The organism is Cobetia crustatorum (assembly GCF_000591415.1).
Classification (GTDB): domain Bacteria; phylum Pseudomonadota; class Gammaproteobacteria; order Pseudomonadales; family Halomonadaceae; genus Cobetia; species Cobetia crustatorum.
Map to the genome: position 1 here is coordinate 83,877 of NZ_JEMF01000021.1, position 15,724 is coordinate 99,600.

Consider the following 15,724-nt stretch of genomic DNA (forward strand, 5'->3'; position numbering starts at 1 on the left):
TCAGGCATAAGACACATTACCCAGAAGCACCTGCTGTACACGGCCTGACAGAGTCATCCCAAGTAGCGGTGTATTGTGCCCAGCACTCATCAGAGTATTGCTGTCGACTGTCCAATAACACTGCGGGTCAATAATTGCCAGATCGCAGCACTCGCCCTCCTTGAGCCTGCCACCTTCCAAGCCGAAGCGGCGCGCGCTAAAGGTCAGCGCTTCAATCAGCCTGGATATGCTGATCAGGCCTGCAGTGACCAGTACCAGCCCAAGTGGCAGCATGGTTTCCAAGCTAGTCATGCCCGGTTCAGAGACAGCGAAAGGCGCGCATTTGGCGGCTGCCTCATGGGGTAGATGATCACTGACGATGGCATCAATGGTGCCATCAGCCACGCCGGCACGTAGCGCATCTCTATCCTCTGAACTGCGTAGTGGAGGCTCCAGGTGGAAGTTGGCGTTAAATCCCTCTAATTGCTCATCCGTCCAATGCAGCTGAGCCATCGAGACATCGGCGGTGATATCCAGCCCACGAGCCTTGGCATCACGCACCAACGCGACCGCTCGCGCACTGGAAAGCAATGAAACGTGGGCACGCACGCCCGTCTGCTCAATCAACAGCAGCCACTGAGTCAGTGCAATCGTCTCGGCAGACTCGGGGATGCCGGCCAGTCCGAGTCGTGAGGCAATCGCGCCTTCATGCGCACAGCCATGCCCCGCCAGAGTGGCTTCCTGGGCTTGAAACACCACCGTGATATCAAAGGTATGGGCGTATTCAAGACAGCGACGCAGTACGCCAAGGTCACGTACCGGCTTGCGTAGATTGGTCAGGGCGACACAGCCAGCAGACTTGAGCGCTGCCATGTTGGCCAATAGATCACCTTCAAGCCCTTGTGTCAGGGCACCCAATGGAGCAAGCCTGACGCCAGCTACATCGCGAGCACGGTCGAGTAGTGTCCGTACGTGCGAGGCACTATCGAGTACAGGGCTGGTATCTGGTCGCGGCAAGATAGTGGCATAGCCTCCAGCGAGTGCTGCTGCTGACTCGCTCACCAGACTGCCCTTGTAGCGCGGCCCCGGGTCACGCAAATGAGCACCGAGATCGACGAAGGCCGGCGTGATCCATTTGCCGGTGAGATCTTGCTGCTGCTCAGCAACGAAGCCTAGTGGTGCTGCGCCAATGGCGACCAGGCGGCCGCCCTCAAGATGCAGGTCATGTTGGCCATCAAGGCCACTGGCCGGGTCGATCACCCGAGCATTGATCAGGCTGTGCTTCATGCGCCAGCTCCTCGTGAACGTTCACTTCTGCGCTCTGCGCGCGCCTTCATCTGGCCCGAGACAGCCATCGACAATACTGCCATGCGCACCGCGATACCGTTGGTGACCTGATCCAGAATCAGCGAGCGCGGGCCATCCGCCACGGCCGATTCGATCTCAACGCCACGGTTGATGGGTCCGGGATGCATCACGACCGCCTCTGGGTGGGCATGTGCGAGGCTTTCACGAGTCAAACCATAGCGACGGTAGTATTCGGATTCGGAAGGCAGTAGCGCGCCATCCATGCGCTCTTTCTGCAGGCGCAGCATGATCACAACATCGACATCCTTGAGGCCTGCCTCTAGTTCAGTGAACACGCGACAGCCCAGCGTCTCGATACCAACAGGCAGCAGTGTCTGCGGTGCCACCACTCGCACCTCTGCAGCGCCAAGCGTATTGAGCGCCAGAATCTGCGAGCGAGCGACACGCGAGTGCAGAATGTCACCCACGATAGCCACGCGCAGATTGGCGAATTCACCCTTGTGCCGACGAATGGTCAGCATGTCGAGCATCGCTTGTGTCGGGTGCGCATGACGGCCATCACCCGCATTGATGATCGCCACATGCGGCGTAATCTGACTGGCAATGAAGTGCGCCGCACCCGAATCACCGTGGCGCACCACGAAGGCGTCTGCCTGCATGGCTTCCAAGTTGACCAGCGTATCCATCAAGGACTCACCCTTGGCGGCCGAGGAGGTCTTGATGTCCAGATTGAGCACATCGGCCGACAAACGCTTGGCAGCCAGCTCGAACGTTGCACGCGTGCGCGTCGAGTTCTCGAAGAACAGATTGGCGACGGTACGGCCGCGCAGCAACGGTACCTTCTTGACCTCGGCATCTCCGATACCGCGGAAGTGATCAGCGGTATCAAGAATCTCGGTCAGGATGCTACGCGACAGACCCTCGATATCGAGAAAGTGACGTAGCCGTCCTTGGCTATCGAGCTGCACCTCGGCAGGAGACGCTGCGCGAGCGGCGGGACTGGCTTGAGAGAGATCCAGCAGATTCATGCAACGCTCTCCCCGGTATCTACCAATGTCAGGCGCAAGTTCTGTGGGCCTTCCAGCTTGATACGTTTACCTGGCTCCAACGCCAGGCTTGCCCCCAGAGCATCCGGCTGCACTGGTAGCTCACGGCCTGGCAGCTCCAGCAGACAGGCCAGCAATACCCGGCGCGGACGCCCATAGTCGAACAGCTCATTAAGCGCGGCACGGACAGTGCGACCACTCATCAGCACATCATCAACCAGCAGCAAATCGCGATTTTCGATATCCGGTAATTGCGAGCCCTGCCCTGCGTCTGGCAGGCCCTTGTGGCCGAAATCATCACGCCAGAAACCAATGTCCAATGTCGCCAGCGGAGCAGGCAGTCCCAGTCGCTCGCGCAGCGCCTGGGCGACCCATACGCCACCGGTATGAATTCCGATCGGAATCAAACGCTCACGATCGATCTCGCGGCGTTCGAATAACAGTTCGAGTTCTTCCGTCATGGACTCAAGCAAGGCCTCCACATCAGGCAGTGTCTCGTATTCGTCACGTACCTCAGATTCTTGCATGGGTATCGCTTCCTCTTTTCCCTGCCGGTCAGCGGCAGACAGACAAAAAAAACCCGCTTCCTGAAAGGAAACGGGTGAGATATTCAGTAACCGACAAGGTCGCCCTCGCCTCGCTGATTTGCAAACCAGCTCTCGAGAATCACCTGAGCGGCCAATCCATCCACTCCATCATCTCGGTAGTTGCCACGGTGGCCTCGCTCGCGAGCGAGGCTCTTGGCCGCCTTGGTGGAACCACGCTCGTCCCACATTTCCAGCGGCTTTCCATAGCGACCATACAGCCGCTTGCCGAACTTGCGGGCGCGGCTGCACATCAGGGTCTCACTACCGTCCAATTCCAATGGCAATCCCACCACAAACAGGTCTGGCTGCCATTCTTCAATCAGACGAGTGACAACATTCCAGTCGGGAATGCCGTCACGCACATGCAACGGCACTAGTGGTGACGCGGTGCCGAGCATTTCAGTGCCTACCGCGACACCGACGCGACGCGTGCCAAAATCAAACGCTAGTGCCGTGCGGCTTATTGCCCTTTCAGCCATGCCCGATCTCCCGCGACATCAGACTCATGTCGACACCGAGTTTGCGTGCTGCGGCATCAAGACGTGATTCGCTATCGGCATCAAAGAGGATGCCACTGTCGCCTTCGACGATCAGCCAGCTATTTTCTTTCAATTCATTGGTCAGCTGATCAGGCTCCCAGCCAGCACACCCCAGACATACCATGAAGTCTTCTGGACCTTGGTTGCCCGCAATGGCCTTGAGAATATCCAGCGACGTCGTCAGCGCCAGTTCTTCGGTGACTTGCAGACTGGAGTCCCACTCTTCTGCCTGACCGCGATGCAGAATAAACCCGCGGTCCTTGTGTACCGGACCGCCGTAATAGACGACATCGTCGAGGCATTCACAGCTATCGGCGGTAATTTCGAGCTGTTCAAACAGGCCACGCATGGTCAGCTTGATCGGCTTGTTGACGATCACACCGAGCGTACCTTTTTCATCGTGATCACAGAGATAGCTGAGCGAGCCGGAAAAATTGTCATCATCGAGATGCGGCATCGCCAGCAGGAAATAGTCTCGCAGACTTTGCATGGTCCTCCCGAGGCGTCAGGGCGCGCCAGAATCGTTGCCGGGGCCAAACCGCCAGATGCGAGTAATGGTCAGACGGCTCATCCCCTTGAGGCTCTCATCGAAGGAAGCGTAGGGGGCAGCGCCATAAACCGTATCCAATGCAGCCTGGTCGAGTTCGGCATGTCCCGAAGATTGTAACACTTCCGCGTACTCAAGCTGACCGTTAGGCAGCACGACCGCTCGGATACGCAATTCGCCACTCAGGTTGGCAGGCGCAGGGTAGTGAAGATTACCAAATGACTGAACAGCGCCGGTCCAGTCATTGATATAGCGAGCACGCGCTGAAGCACGCGCTGCCTTGCGCGATGCCAGCTCACCCACGACTTCGCGTGTCTGGCCGGAGGCCTGAACCTGGGCCAGCACATCGTCCTGCTCGCGGGCCTCCTGTTCACGATCAGGCGTATCCGGCAACAGCTCTGAGTGCGCCACCTGCTGTGGTGAATCTGTCTGTGTGGCGATTACTTCAGGGATATGTTGAGGCAGCACCAGTGATGCTGGCGCTGCCTCGGTCATCGTCGGTTGTGCCGCGGCGGCAGTCACAGGCTCTGCCTCGCCCTCTTGCGGTGGTGCAGGCGCCTCCGGTCCAGCATGAGCTATCGCTTCACGACCACTGCCACTGGCCTGCTGAGCCTGCTCGGCGATCACGTCACTCTTGACCGCAGCACTAGTGGCCTCACTCACCAGCGTGACATCCAGCATGACGGGCCGTGGTAGTGGCTGCACCTGTGGCGGTATCAATAACCCACTGCCCAGCAACCACCAGCCAATACCGACATGGATAGCCAAAGCTGCCCCCCAGGCCACGACACGACGATGCACCCGCGTCACCGGCACATAGGTGATCGGGTCGGTGACGCTATGAAGCGGCTCCCACCATCCGCTGGGTGCTGCCATGCCTTGTACTCCCTGTTAGCAAATCATCAAACGCGAGCGTCCAGCCGCGCCTCGATGGCATCCATCAGCAGACCCGCAATATCCGTACCGCGCTGAGAGTCGATCTCGCGTACGCAGGTCGGACTAGTGACGTTGATTTCGGTGATGTAATCGCCGATCACATCCAAACCAACGAACATCAGGCCCAGCGACTTCACGACCGGCTTGACCTGTTCTACCAGCCAGTAATCGCGTGCCGTCAGCTCACGTGATTCACCACGACCGCCAGCGGCCAGGTTACCGCGCGTCTCGCCAGCGCTGGGAATTCGCGCCAAGCCGAAGGGCACCGGCTCGCCATCGACCAGCAGAATACGCGTATCACCGGCGCTGATTTCCGGCACATAGCGCTGCGCCATGATCTGACGCTTGCCGCGCAGCGTCAGCTGCTCGATCACCGAACCCAGATTACGACCGTCTTCAGCGACGTGGAAGATGCCGCTACCGCCCATGCCATCGAGCGGCTTGAAGATGACGTTGCCATGCTCGGCATGGAAAGCACGCAGCACCTTGTCGTTGGCCGACACCGTCGTCGGCGGGATGCACTCCGGGAACTGCTGCGCGAACAGCTTCTCGTTGCACATCAGTAGCGCGGCGGTCGGGTTGACCACCAGTACACCTTCGCGCTCCGCAAAGCCCAGCAGATGGACAGCATTCAAGAAGTGTTCGTCGACGGGCGGATCCTTGCGCATCAGGATCACGTCCAGTTCCGCCAGCGGTGTCGCAACGACGTCGCCCAAGCGATAGAAGGCGTCGGGATCATGGAAGACTTCCAGATCGCGCATCCGGCCCATGGCGCGGCCATTCTCGAGATAGAGATCTTCCTGTTCGAGATAATGAAGCGACCAGCCACGCTGACTGGCAGCCCACATCATCGCGAGGGTGGTGTCCTTCTTGTAGGCGACAGTGGACATCGGGTCCATGACCACGCCGATCTTGAGCTTACGAGCTGTCATCGAGTCAACCTTATGACGACACCGCCGACATCCATACGCCGACAGTGATGAAAACGGGAGTCTTGCACCACCTCACGAACATCGGAGCGAGGCGGCAGAAGTGATATGACAAGTATGCAGCAGCACTTCGTTGCTCACCACTGGCGAGAAGGGCAATGACATCTCACGCTGTGTTGCCGGGATATCAACAATCCATCCCTTGCCGCTCTCTGCAGGAGAATGCCAGCCGCTAACGCGGCAGATCACCAAAGCGCTGCTGCAACAAGGCGAGCGCAACCACTGGTGCTGTCTCGGTACGCAGAATCCGCGGCCCTAGCCCCAGCACCTGGCATCCAGCTGCCGCCGCCTCGGCCACCTCGTCTGTCGTGAAACCGCCCTCTGGGCCGATCAACAGACTGGCTTGGATGACTCCCCCTGCAGCCTCGGCCGCATCAAGTGCTTCTGCCCCGCCCGGCTGCAAGATCAACTTGAGTGATTCATCACGCACGGCCAACCACTCCGCCATCGAGATGGGGGGATGCACGACCGGTACGACGCTGCGCCCGCACTGCTCACAGGCACTCGCCGCGACTCCTTGCCAGTGCGCCAGCTTCTTGTCGGCGCGCTCGCCCTTGAGCTTCACATCACCACGCGCGGTGTACAGCGGTGTTATTGCTGCCACGCCCAGCTCGCAGGCCTTCTGAATTGCATAATCCATGCGGTCTCCCTTGGAGATCGCCTGACCGAGATGCACCGCCAAGGGTGACTCGCGGTCATTGGGCACTGATGCGACCACTCGTACGCTCACGCCCTTGCGCGTGACTTCCTCCAGCGTTACCCGTATTTCCTGCCCCTGGCCGTCGAACAACTGCGCTTCACTGCCCACCTTGGCACGCAGTACCAGTCCGAGGTGGCGCGCAGGCCCCTCCGGAAGCGCAAAGGAAACACCCGCGCTGACGTTGAGGTCGAGATCGGGGCAGTGCAGACGAATGGCCATGGGCAAAGTCTCGTGGCAGTCAGGGGCGAGGGAAGCACGCCAATAAAAAATAACAGAGGGAACACAGGCCGGCATTGTGGCCAAAAACGCAGCGACGGGCCACTAGGGCCCGTCGCTGGAAGTACTATCTACCACCGGACTCACATGATCAGTGAGCAGTGGCCTCGGCACCCTGCTGCTGCGCTTCACGCTGCTTGCGCTGTGCATACATGGCTTCGAAGTTAACCGGTGCCAGCATCAGCGGAGGGAAGCTGCCGCGGTTGACCAGGTTGTCGATAGCTTCACGAGCGTACGGGAACAGCACGTTCGGGCAGAAGGCGCCCAGGGTGTGATCCAGCTGCTCAGCGGACAGACCTGCAATGCGGAACAAGCCAGCTTGCTCGACTTCGGCCAGGAAAGCAGTGGTCTGGTCTTCGCCGTTGGTGACCTGTGCGGTGACCTTGATGGACACCTCGAACAGCTCTTCACCGACTTGCTGGTGTTCAGTATCCAGCTCCAGGCCCACTTTCGGCTGGAACGGCTGGGAGAAGACAGCCGGTGAATTCGGTGCTTCGAAGGACACGTCCTTCACATAGATGCGCTGCAGGGCAAACTGGAGTTGATCCTGAGCCGGTTGATCGCCCGCTGCAGCCTGTGCGTTCTGTTCTTCAGCCATGAGACATATCCTTGAATTTTCGGAGAATTATTTTTTGGCTGCAAACCTGCTTCCAGCAGACCTGCAGGCTCGCCGTGGTACTCGGACCATTGTCCTTAGCGAGTCACGACCGGCAGGCTATCGGCTTGCCACTGGCCCATGCCGCCCTTGAGCTTGACGGCTTGCTTGAAGCCATCCTTCTCAAGGCGCGCCACCAGCGGACCAGCCGTCTGGCCATGCTTGCAGACAACGATGACCGGACGTTCCTTGTACTTGTCCAGCGGCGTAGTCGCGCTAGTCAGTTGGGCACTGGGGACGTTGACGGCACCGGCAATATGGCCGGCCTTGAATTCCTTGCTGTCGCGGATGTCGATGAAGACACCCTCTTCGCGATTGACCAGTCGCGTGGCCTCGCTGACGCTGACACCGTGATTGCCACGCATGGTTTCCATGACAATAAGGGCGACCAGCAAGGCGACAAAAGCGCCGACCAGCAAAGGATGATTCTGCGCGAACTGAAGCAGCTGTTCGATCATGAGACGGGCTAACTCCGCTGTGACGTGCATGCCAGCGCGTACGCGGCAAAGGAAATAGACCGCTACCCAAGGTAACGGAGCCAGCATTATACATGACAGGCCCAGCCATGAATGCCCGCAGGGTGGCATCTAAAAGGCGTATCTACGCGACATGCCAACGACAGCAGGACAGCGCCCTTCTGATCCCCGCATCGATACTCGCATCGGCGCTCTTGTCGATAGCGCGACACAATCCCTGCGATACACTACCAGCACTTGCACTTGGCCCCTTCCCGCCTCTCTAATAGGAGGCAGAATGAGCAGGTAGTTTTATCACCACATGATGCATCACTCCATTGTGGCCCTGCTCTCCCAAGATTCATTCGTCATTACAGCGAGGAAGTCATGGCAGCTCAAGCACAAGGTCCGCGTCCCGTCGCCTTATCATCCTGGATGGCTATGGTCACAGTGAGGAGGTGAAGGACAATGCCATTCTCGCCGCCAACACGCCGGTGATGGATCGCCTGCGTCGCGACTATCCCAGCGAGCTGATTCACACTGACGGTGGCTTCGTCGGCCTGCCGGACGGTCAGATGGGTAACTCCGAAGTTGGCCACATGAACCTCGGTGCTGGTCGTATCGTCTATCAGGACTTCACGCGCATCACCAAGGCCGTTCGCGAGAACGCGCTGAAGGACAATGCCGTACTGACCGCACCGATCGACGCTGCCATCGACGCAGGGCGTGCCGTCCACCTGATCGGCCTGCTGTCTCCGGGTGGCGTGCACTCCCACGAGGACCACATTCTGGCCATGGCCAGCCTGGCCGCTGAACGTGGCGCACGGCGCATCTTCATTCACGCCATCCTTGATGGCCGTGATACTGCGCCCAAGAGTGCCGAGGCCTCCATCGCGCGTGCCGACGAACATCTCGCTGGTCTGGGACTCGAAGAAGGTCGCGTCGCCACTCTCGTTGGACGCTACTTCGCACTGGACCGCGATAACCGCTGGGATCGTGTCGAACAAGCCTATCGCCTGATCGCCGAAGGAAAAGGCGCGCACGAAGCCGCCACTGGCGTCGAAGGCCTGGCAGCCGCCTACGAACGTGACGAGACCGATGAATTCGTCACCGCCACACGTATCGGCGACGCTGTCGCCATGCAGGACGGCGACGCAGCCTCTTCATGAACTTCCGCGCCGACCGTGCCCGCGAGCTGACGCGTGCCTTTGTCGAGCCTGAGTTTGCAGGCTTTGAGCGCACCGCGCCCACGCTAGCGCACGAGGGTCTGGTGATGTTGACCCGTTATGCGGCCGATATTCCGGCACCGTCAGCGTTCCCGCCGTCTGATCTGCACAATACGCTCGGTGAAGTGGTATCGGATCGTGGTCTGACACAGCTGCGCATCGCCGAAACCGAAAAATATGCTCACGTCACCTTCTTCTTCTCGGGTGGCCGTGAAGAAGAATTCCCTGGTGAAACACGCATTCTCGTGCCGTCTCCACAAGAGGTGAAAACCTACGACGAGAAGCCGGAAATGAGCGCCGAAGAGGTCACCGACAAGCTGGTGGAAGCCATCGAATCTGGCACCTTTGATATGATTGTCTGCAACTATGCCAATGGCGATATGGTCGGCCACACTGGCAAGTTCGAGGCTGCCGTCAAGGCAATCGAATTTTTGGACATCTGCGTTGGCCGTGTGGTCGAGGCACTGGAGAAGGTCGGCGGCGAATGCCTGATCACAGCTGATCACGGTAATGCTGAACAGATGGTGCACCCGGAAACTGGCAATCCGCAGACCGCGCACACCACTTTCGAGGTACCGCTGATCTATATCACTCAGCGCGACGCGACACTGGCTGCCGAGGGACGTCTGTGCGATCTCGCACCAACGCTGCTGACCATGATGGGTCAGTCGGTGCCCAACGAGATGGACGGCAATGTGCTGGTCGACTATGCCGGTGCCTGACAGCCCTTTGCATAATACTTTGCACGGCACTTCGCATCGCCCCTCCTGTTCGACCGCCGCCGCGGCAGCCGAGCAGGAGGGCTGCGACAGGCAGTACAAACGCCGGAGCCGAGTCTCCGGCGTTGTGCTGTCTGCCTGCCTGCTGGTACTGACACCGCTGCCCTTGGCTAGCGCGATGGCGGCTGACGATAGCGCCACGCTGACGCAGAAAAAACAGGCTTCTCAAGCAGATCTCAAACGCCTCAAGAACGAAATAACAGCGATGCAGGGCGAACTGAAAACCACTGCAGCGCGGCGCAGCGACACGCGCAATGGACTGGAAAAGATCGAGCGCCAGCTCAATGACACTCGCCAGCAAACCGGCAAGCTCGAAGATGAGCGCGACGATATCAAGCAACAGCTAGTCTCGCTCACCAAACAGCGCGATACCCTGAGCCGACAGCAGACGGCTCAGAAAGCGGCGGTAGCAGAAGAGATGGCAGCACTGTATCGCCTTGGACGTCAGCCAGAGTTGAAACTGCTGCTCAATCAGGATGACCCTGCGCGCCTCGAGCGCTTGCAGGTCTATCTGAATCACTTGAGCACGTCACGCCGTCAGGCACTGAAGAAGCTGGCGCAGCTGAATGACTCACTTGAGAAGACACGCAGCGCACTTATTACTCGCCAGACACGTCTTACTGATGTGCAGAAAGGCCTTGAGCGCCAAGCCAAGACCCTGATCGCCCAGCAGAATGAGCGTTCAGCCCTCTTGCGTACGCTGGATGCGCGCTATGCTAGCCACGAAGCGAGAATCGCCGAACTGGATCAGGATCGTGCGCACGCCAATCAGATGATTCAAACCCTCGAAAAACGTCTGAAGTCGATCAAGAGTGCACCACCGCCCAAGACACGCATTACGCGCGCCATGGGCAAGATGGATTGGCCAGCACCGGGGCGGGTCATCACGGCTTACGGGGGTGGCGAAGGGGTCAATCGCGATGGCGTTTTGATTCAGGCGACACAGGGCACTGCCGTGACGGCGCCGCATGCCGGCCGCGTGGTCTTTGCCGACTGGATGCGTGGCTACGGTAACTTGCTGATCATCGACCACGGCGACAATGTACTGACCCTCTACGCACACCTGGCCAGCTTCAGCGTGGGCCCGGGGGATAGTCTGTCACGCGGCCAGCAACTTGGCAGCGTCGGCAGCAGTGGCGGCCGCGATGGCCCCGCGCTCTACTTTGAAGTGCGTCGCGCCGGACAGCCCGCCAATCCGCAACGCTGGCTCTCGAGTCGCTGAATGATGGATGGTTCTGACGATGAGGCAGGCCGCAGGGCTGATGAGCCCGTTGTTAAGCTAGTCGCCAAGCACGCAGGCAAGCTATGCTCGCAATAAGCCTATCATTGCGAGCGTTTTGATCTGATCTCACCTCTTGCTCGCTGCCTTAATGTCAGGCCCGCCAGCGCGTTTCAGTATTCGTCGAGAAGGAAATCGCATGCCCGCATCGTCGTCATTCCACCCTGCCCCGCGCCGCCTGCGTCAGCTGGCGGTCAGCGTGCCTTTAAGCCTCGCCTTGCTGGGCGGCGGACTGCCGGCCGTGGCAGAAGAAATGCCACGCGAAACAGCTCCGACTCAGGCCGAAGGCCTACCACTGGATGAGCTACGTACCTTTGCCGAGGTGTTCGAGCGCATCAAGCGCACCTATGTCGATGAAGTCGACGACCGCACACTGCTGAAAAATGCCATGCGCGGCATGTTGGAAGGGCTCGACCCGCATTCCTCCTATCTCGACCAGCAGGACTGGCAAGATCTGCGCGAGAACACTGACGGTGAATTCGGTGGCATTGGTATTGAAGTCGGCATGGAAGACGACGGCAAGTTGACGATCATCGCGCCGATTGATGACACGCCCGCTTCTCGGGCCGGCCTGCAGCCGCGTGATGTCATTCTCAAGATCGACAACACGCCGCTGGATGGCCTACCGATGTCTGAGGCCGTGAAACTGATGCGCGGCGATGCCGGCTCACGCATTCGTTTGCTGATTCTCTCCGAAGGGGCCGACATGCCACGTGAGGTGGTACTGGAGCGCGCTATCATCAAGAGCAGCAGCGTGACTCATCGCCTGTTGGATCCGGGCTATGGTTATCTGCGTATCAGCCAGTTCCAGAGCGCGACTGGCGATGAAGCTCGCACTGCTCTGGCGCAACTACGCAAGGATAATGATGCGACATCGCTCAAGGGGCTCGTGCTGGACCTGCGCAACAACCCCGGCGGCCTGTTGTCGGCGGCGGTAGAGATCAGCGATCTTTTCCTATCCAACGGCCGCATCGTCTATACCCAAGGCCGCTTGCCCGACAGCGAGCTATCCTTCTCTGCCAAGCTGATACGCCGGCGGACGACATACCGTTAATCGTGCTGATCAATGGCGGCACCGCCTCGGCTGCAGAGATCGTCTCCGGTGCTCTGCAAGACCAGCGTCGCGCGATCATCATGGGCACCGACAGCTTCGGCAAGGGCTCGGTACAGACCGTCATGCCGCTGGGCAATGGTGATGGCCTCAAGCTGACCACGGCGCTGTATTTCACGCCCAGCGGTCGCTCCATCCAGGCCGAAGGTATCCAACCGGATGTCGAGGTCGTGCGCGGACGGCTGGAGCGCGATACGCGCCGCGACTTCAGCGTACGCGAGGCAGACCTCGATGGCCGTCTCGATAACGCCAACGGTGAAAGCGAAGCCGTACAGAGCAAGGCACCTACCAGCCCGGTCGTCGCTGAAAGCGACTATCAGCTGGGTGAGGCACTCAATCTGCTCAAGGGCATGAATGTGCTAGACCGCAGCGCAGCACTCGAGGCAGTGGCACCAGCGACACCTGATCAGTAACGATCACACACGTCGGCCGGTTCCCTGACTGGGCTCCAACACCTCCTCATGGAAATGCCTCTCACAAGAAGGCCCCGCCAATTGGCGGGGCCTTCTTGTCATCACACTCGTGAGCATGCTTTCAGCGATCATCGCGCTTCTGTCAGCGAGTACTTACTACTAACGAGGCTTGCAGCTATCGGGCAGTTCGCCACGTTCGCCCATCGCCTGGCGCATCAAGATACGTTTCAGTTCGCTGCGATTATCAACCCAGCCCAATCCGAGGTTGCGGATCAACCGCACGCCAGGCTGGCGGCTGCCGAACAGCAATCGGAAGCCATCCATCATCTTCAGCATCAGCGCGTTATCGCTCCGACGGCGGCGGCTATAGCGCTTGAGCCACCGCTCATCACCAAGTGCCACGCCGCGTCGATGGCCGGCTAACAGCTCCTCCGCCAGCACCGCAGCATCCATCAAGCCAAGATTGACGCCCTGACCGGCCAGCGGGTGGATGGCATGTGCAGCATCGCCGACCAGCGCCAGCCCCGGCAGAACATACTCCTCGGCATGACGCTGATACAGCGGGAAGCTGAAGCGCTCAGCTGCCCACTCCACGGTACCTAACGTGTCTTCAAATGCCGTCTGAAGCTCACTGTAGAAGGCGCGATCCGAGAGCGCCTGCAGACGACTAGCTTCCTCTGGCGTGGTCGACCACACGATGGAGCAATAACGCTGTGCGGCAGGGGCTGCTTCCGACGGCTGCGCCCATTCATCATTCACCGCCAGCGGCAGGAATGCCAATGGCCCTGTTGGTAGAAAGCGCTGACGCGCGATGGCTTGATGCGGCAAGGCGGTGCGTACCGTAGTGACGAGCGCCACCTGGCCAGTGTCGTGCTCACGCGTGGCAATGCCCGCCAGATCACGCAACCCGGAACGCGCGCCATCTGCCGCCACAACCAGCGCAGCACTGACAGAGCCGCCATCGCTAAGCGTCAGACTGACGGCTTTAGCATCTTCAAGTGAGTAAGCGCTCACTACTGATGCAGAGCCAGAAATTGGTAATACCAAATCATTGACACGCACCCCATAGCAGCGTGTGATCGCGGGGCAACGGTCAATCGCTTGCTCCAGCGCCGCCAGGGTGACGCGGTTCTCGACGATATGGCCCAGTCGTGCCACGCCGTTGTCCTCGGCACTGAAACGAATCTCGCCATTGCCTTCCGCGTCCCAGACCTGCATGCCGGTATAGGGCATCAGACGACTGGCGGCGACTGTCGACCAGACACCGAGCCCTGTCAGCAACTGTTGTGACACCGGCGTAAGAGCGCTGACACGCGGCTCAGGGGCGGAGTCTGCTTGCCAGCTGGCAGGAGATTCACGGCCTTCGATCAGCATGACACGCAGACCCGCCTGCCCCAGCAGCAACGCCAGGGTAGCGCCGACAATACCGGCCCCGACGATGGCGACATCCGTGTCCCGCTCTGCACCCGCTGCCCGACTGTCCTTCATGCCTGCTCCCTCGTGAAATATCCGCATTGTGCTGCCTGATGCCTTCAAGAAACGCTTACTCCTCGACACAAGAAGTGAGCACCTACTCTCAGCATGATCACCATTGAAGAGAGGCCTGGGTATTGATCAGCGTTCAATGCCCATCGAACGTCTGGCCAGCAGACGCTTGAGCGGGGAAATCAGATTGAGCCCAATCAATCCCGCTGCGCGTGCATGCCCCAGCCAGCGACTATCAACACCGAACAAGCGAATCAGTCCATCACTGAACAGCACCACGTTATCGCGATCATCACTGCGTCGTGTCTCGAAATCACTCAGCACGCTGCTGGCACCGGCAGGCTCACCACGTGCCTGCCCTGCCTCAATGGCAGCTACCAGATCCGTGACGCCACGTAACGCGAGGTTGAAGCCCTGCCCTGCCACCGGGTGCAGCGAATGCGCGGCATTGCCGAGCACTGCAAGTCCGGGGCGCGTGCCTTCGCTGGCACGCACCAATGACAGCGGATAAGTATGCCGCTGACCGACGCGACGAAAGCGCCCTGCCCGTTCACCGAAGGCACGCTGCAATGCCGTCAAGAAATCGCTGTCCGGCAGGGTCATCAGGTGCTCGGCATCATCTGGTTCCCGCGTCCAGACCAGCTCCATGCGTCGTCCGGCCAGCGGCAGCAAGGCCATGGGGCCTTCGCTGGTAAAGCGTTCGTACGCCACGCCCTGATGCGGCTGGCTCATCTCTACCGTGGCGATCAATGCGTGTTGCTCATAAGACTGCGCTGCACTGTGAATACCGAGTCGCTCCTTGAGACCCGAGCGGCCACCATCTGCCAGCACCGTCAAACCGGCCACCAACTGGCGACCATCCTCCAGCATCAGATGGTGGCCATCGGCAGTGACGACAATCTCGGCCACGCGGGCTGGGCAATACCAGGCCAACGACAGCTCAGCCAGTCGTCGATGTAGCACCTGCCCCATCCAAGCATTCGGGATGACATGGCCAAGCGCCGGTACGCCAATCTCTTCGGCCCGCATGCGCGTCGCACCCAGATGTCCGCGTTCGCTGACATGAATGGTGCGAATGGGCGTGGCATGCTCCTGCATGGCCTCCCACAGCCCGAAGGCCGTGAAACGCTGGCGCGAACCCGCGGCAATCGCACTGGCGCGGGCATCAAAACTGGGCTGAAAACGCGGCATGTCCGCCGCAGAAGACAACTCGTTCGCCTCCACGACGGCAACACGCAACGGGGCCTGAGGTGAGCACGCCTCTGAATGACGCTCCATCAGGGGTGCCAATGCACAGGCCAGGCTCGCGCCGACCAGGCCACCGCCAATGATCACGACGTCAAAGTGTTCTGCCTGCGCCTCGATACCGTCAGCGCTCTCTGCCGGATGACCTGCCTCACGCTCGCTCATGTGA

General features: G+C 59.8%; 13 protein-coding genes and 2 pseudogenes. 3 read left to right on the plus strand and 12 right to left on the minus strand.

From position 1 onward, the window contains the following. From BF12_RS0106225 to BF12_RS0106270, 10 genes are all read right to left on the minus strand, one after another. Window positions 1-1,266, minus strand: a complete 1,266-nt coding sequence (locus BF12_RS0106225) for a dihydroorotase (RefSeq protein ID WP_024951525.1) — start codon at window positions 1,264-1,266, stop codon at window positions 1-3. Beyond that, the gene (locus BF12_RS0106230; protein WP_024951526.1) at window positions 1,263-2,315 is read right to left on the minus strand and encodes an aspartate carbamoyltransferase catalytic subunit; all 1,053 of its coding nucleotides are present in this window, start codon (window positions 2,313-2,315) and stop codon (window positions 1,263-1,265) included. The genes BF12_RS0106225 and BF12_RS0106230 overlap by 4 nt, the downstream gene beginning before the upstream one ends. After that, window positions 2,312-2,860, minus strand: a complete 549-nt coding sequence (gene pyrR / locus BF12_RS0106235) for a bifunctional pyr operon transcriptional regulator/uracil phosphoribosyltransferase PyrR (RefSeq protein ID WP_035159275.1) — start codon at window positions 2,858-2,860, stop codon at window positions 2,312-2,314. The genes BF12_RS0106230 and pyrR overlap by 4 nt, the downstream gene beginning before the upstream one ends. Window positions 2,861-2,943: 83 nt before the next feature. Then, window positions 2,944-3,399 carry a Holliday junction resolvase RuvX gene (gene ruvX, locus BF12_RS0106240; RefSeq protein ID WP_024951528.1) on the minus strand — a complete coding sequence of 152 codons (456 nt, stop codon included), beginning with the start codon at window positions 3,397-3,399 and terminating at the stop codon, window positions 2,944-2,946. Then, entirely contained in the window at window positions 3,392-3,949 is a 558-nt protein-coding gene (locus tag BF12_RS0106245) for a YqgE/AlgH family protein (protein ID WP_024951529.1), read from the minus strand. Before BF12_RS0106245 ends, ruvX begins: the two co-directional genes overlap by 8 nt. A gap of 15 nt (window positions 3,950-3,964) precedes the next feature. Then, window positions 3,965-4,882: a TonB family protein gene (locus BF12_RS21055; protein WP_024951530.1), complete on the minus strand. Its 918-nt coding sequence runs from the start codon at window positions 4,880-4,882 to the stop codon at window positions 3,965-3,967. A gap of 26 nt (window positions 4,883-4,908) precedes the next feature. Then, the gene (gshB, locus tag BF12_RS0106255) at window positions 4,909-5,874 is read right to left on the minus strand and encodes a glutathione synthase (RefSeq protein WP_024951531.1); all 966 of its coding nucleotides are present in this window, start codon (window positions 5,872-5,874) and stop codon (window positions 4,909-4,911) included. A 229-nt stretch (window positions 5,875-6,103) separates the two neighbouring features. Beyond that, window positions 6,104-6,850 (minus strand): 16S rRNA (uracil(1498)-N(3))-methyltransferase, encoded by a 747-nt coding sequence (locus tag BF12_RS0106260; protein WP_084487993.1) that lies wholly within the window; start codon window positions 6,848-6,850, stop codon window positions 6,104-6,106. A gap of 148 nt (window positions 6,851-6,998) precedes the next feature. After that, window positions 6,999-7,505: a protein-export chaperone SecB gene (gene secB / locus BF12_RS0106265; protein ID WP_024951533.1), complete on the minus strand. Its 507-nt coding sequence runs from the start codon at window positions 7,503-7,505 to the stop codon at window positions 6,999-7,001. Window positions 7,506-7,600: 95 nt separating this feature from the next. Next, on the minus strand, window positions 7,601-8,020 hold the full coding sequence (locus BF12_RS0106270) for a rhodanese-like domain-containing protein (protein ID WP_024951534.1): 420 nt from the start codon (window positions 8,018-8,020) through the stop codon (window positions 7,601-7,603). A gap of 384 nt (window positions 8,021-8,404) precedes the next feature. Here BF12_RS0106270 and gpmI point away from each other — a divergent pair. The 3 genes and pseudogenes from gpmI (at window position 8,405) to BF12_RS18980 (ending at window position 12,825) form a co-directional block, all read left to right on the plus strand. Then, window positions 8,405-9,965, plus strand: a pseudogene (gpmI, locus tag BF12_RS18975) (2,3-bisphosphoglycerate-independent phosphoglycerate mutase). Next, on the plus strand, window positions 9,937-11,244 hold the full coding sequence (locus BF12_RS0106280; protein WP_084487994.1) for a murein hydrolase activator EnvC family protein: 1,308 nt from the start codon (window positions 9,937-9,939) through the stop codon (window positions 11,242-11,244). Before gpmI ends, BF12_RS0106280 begins: the two are co-directional and overlap by 29 nt. A 196-nt stretch (window positions 11,245-11,440) precedes the next feature. Next, window positions 11,441-12,825, plus strand: a pseudogene (locus BF12_RS18980) (S41 family peptidase). Between the two features lie 159 nt (window positions 12,826-12,984). On the opposite strand, the gene BF12_RS0106295 reads toward BF12_RS18980, so the two are convergent. Both BF12_RS0106295 and ubiH read right to left on the minus strand, forming a co-directional pair. After that, the gene (locus BF12_RS0106295; protein WP_024951536.1) at window positions 12,985-14,313 is read right to left on the minus strand and encodes a UbiH/UbiF/VisC/COQ6 family ubiquinone biosynthesis hydroxylase; all 1,329 of its coding nucleotides are present in this window, start codon (window positions 14,311-14,313) and stop codon (window positions 12,985-12,987) included. 126 nt (window positions 14,314-14,439) lie between these two features. After that, window positions 14,440-15,720, minus strand: coding sequence for a 2-octaprenyl-6-methoxyphenyl hydroxylase (ubiH, locus tag BF12_RS0106300; protein WP_084487995.1), 1,281 nt, complete (start codon window positions 15,718-15,720; stop codon window positions 14,440-14,442). Between the last annotated feature and the right edge of the window lie 4 nt (window positions 15,721-15,724).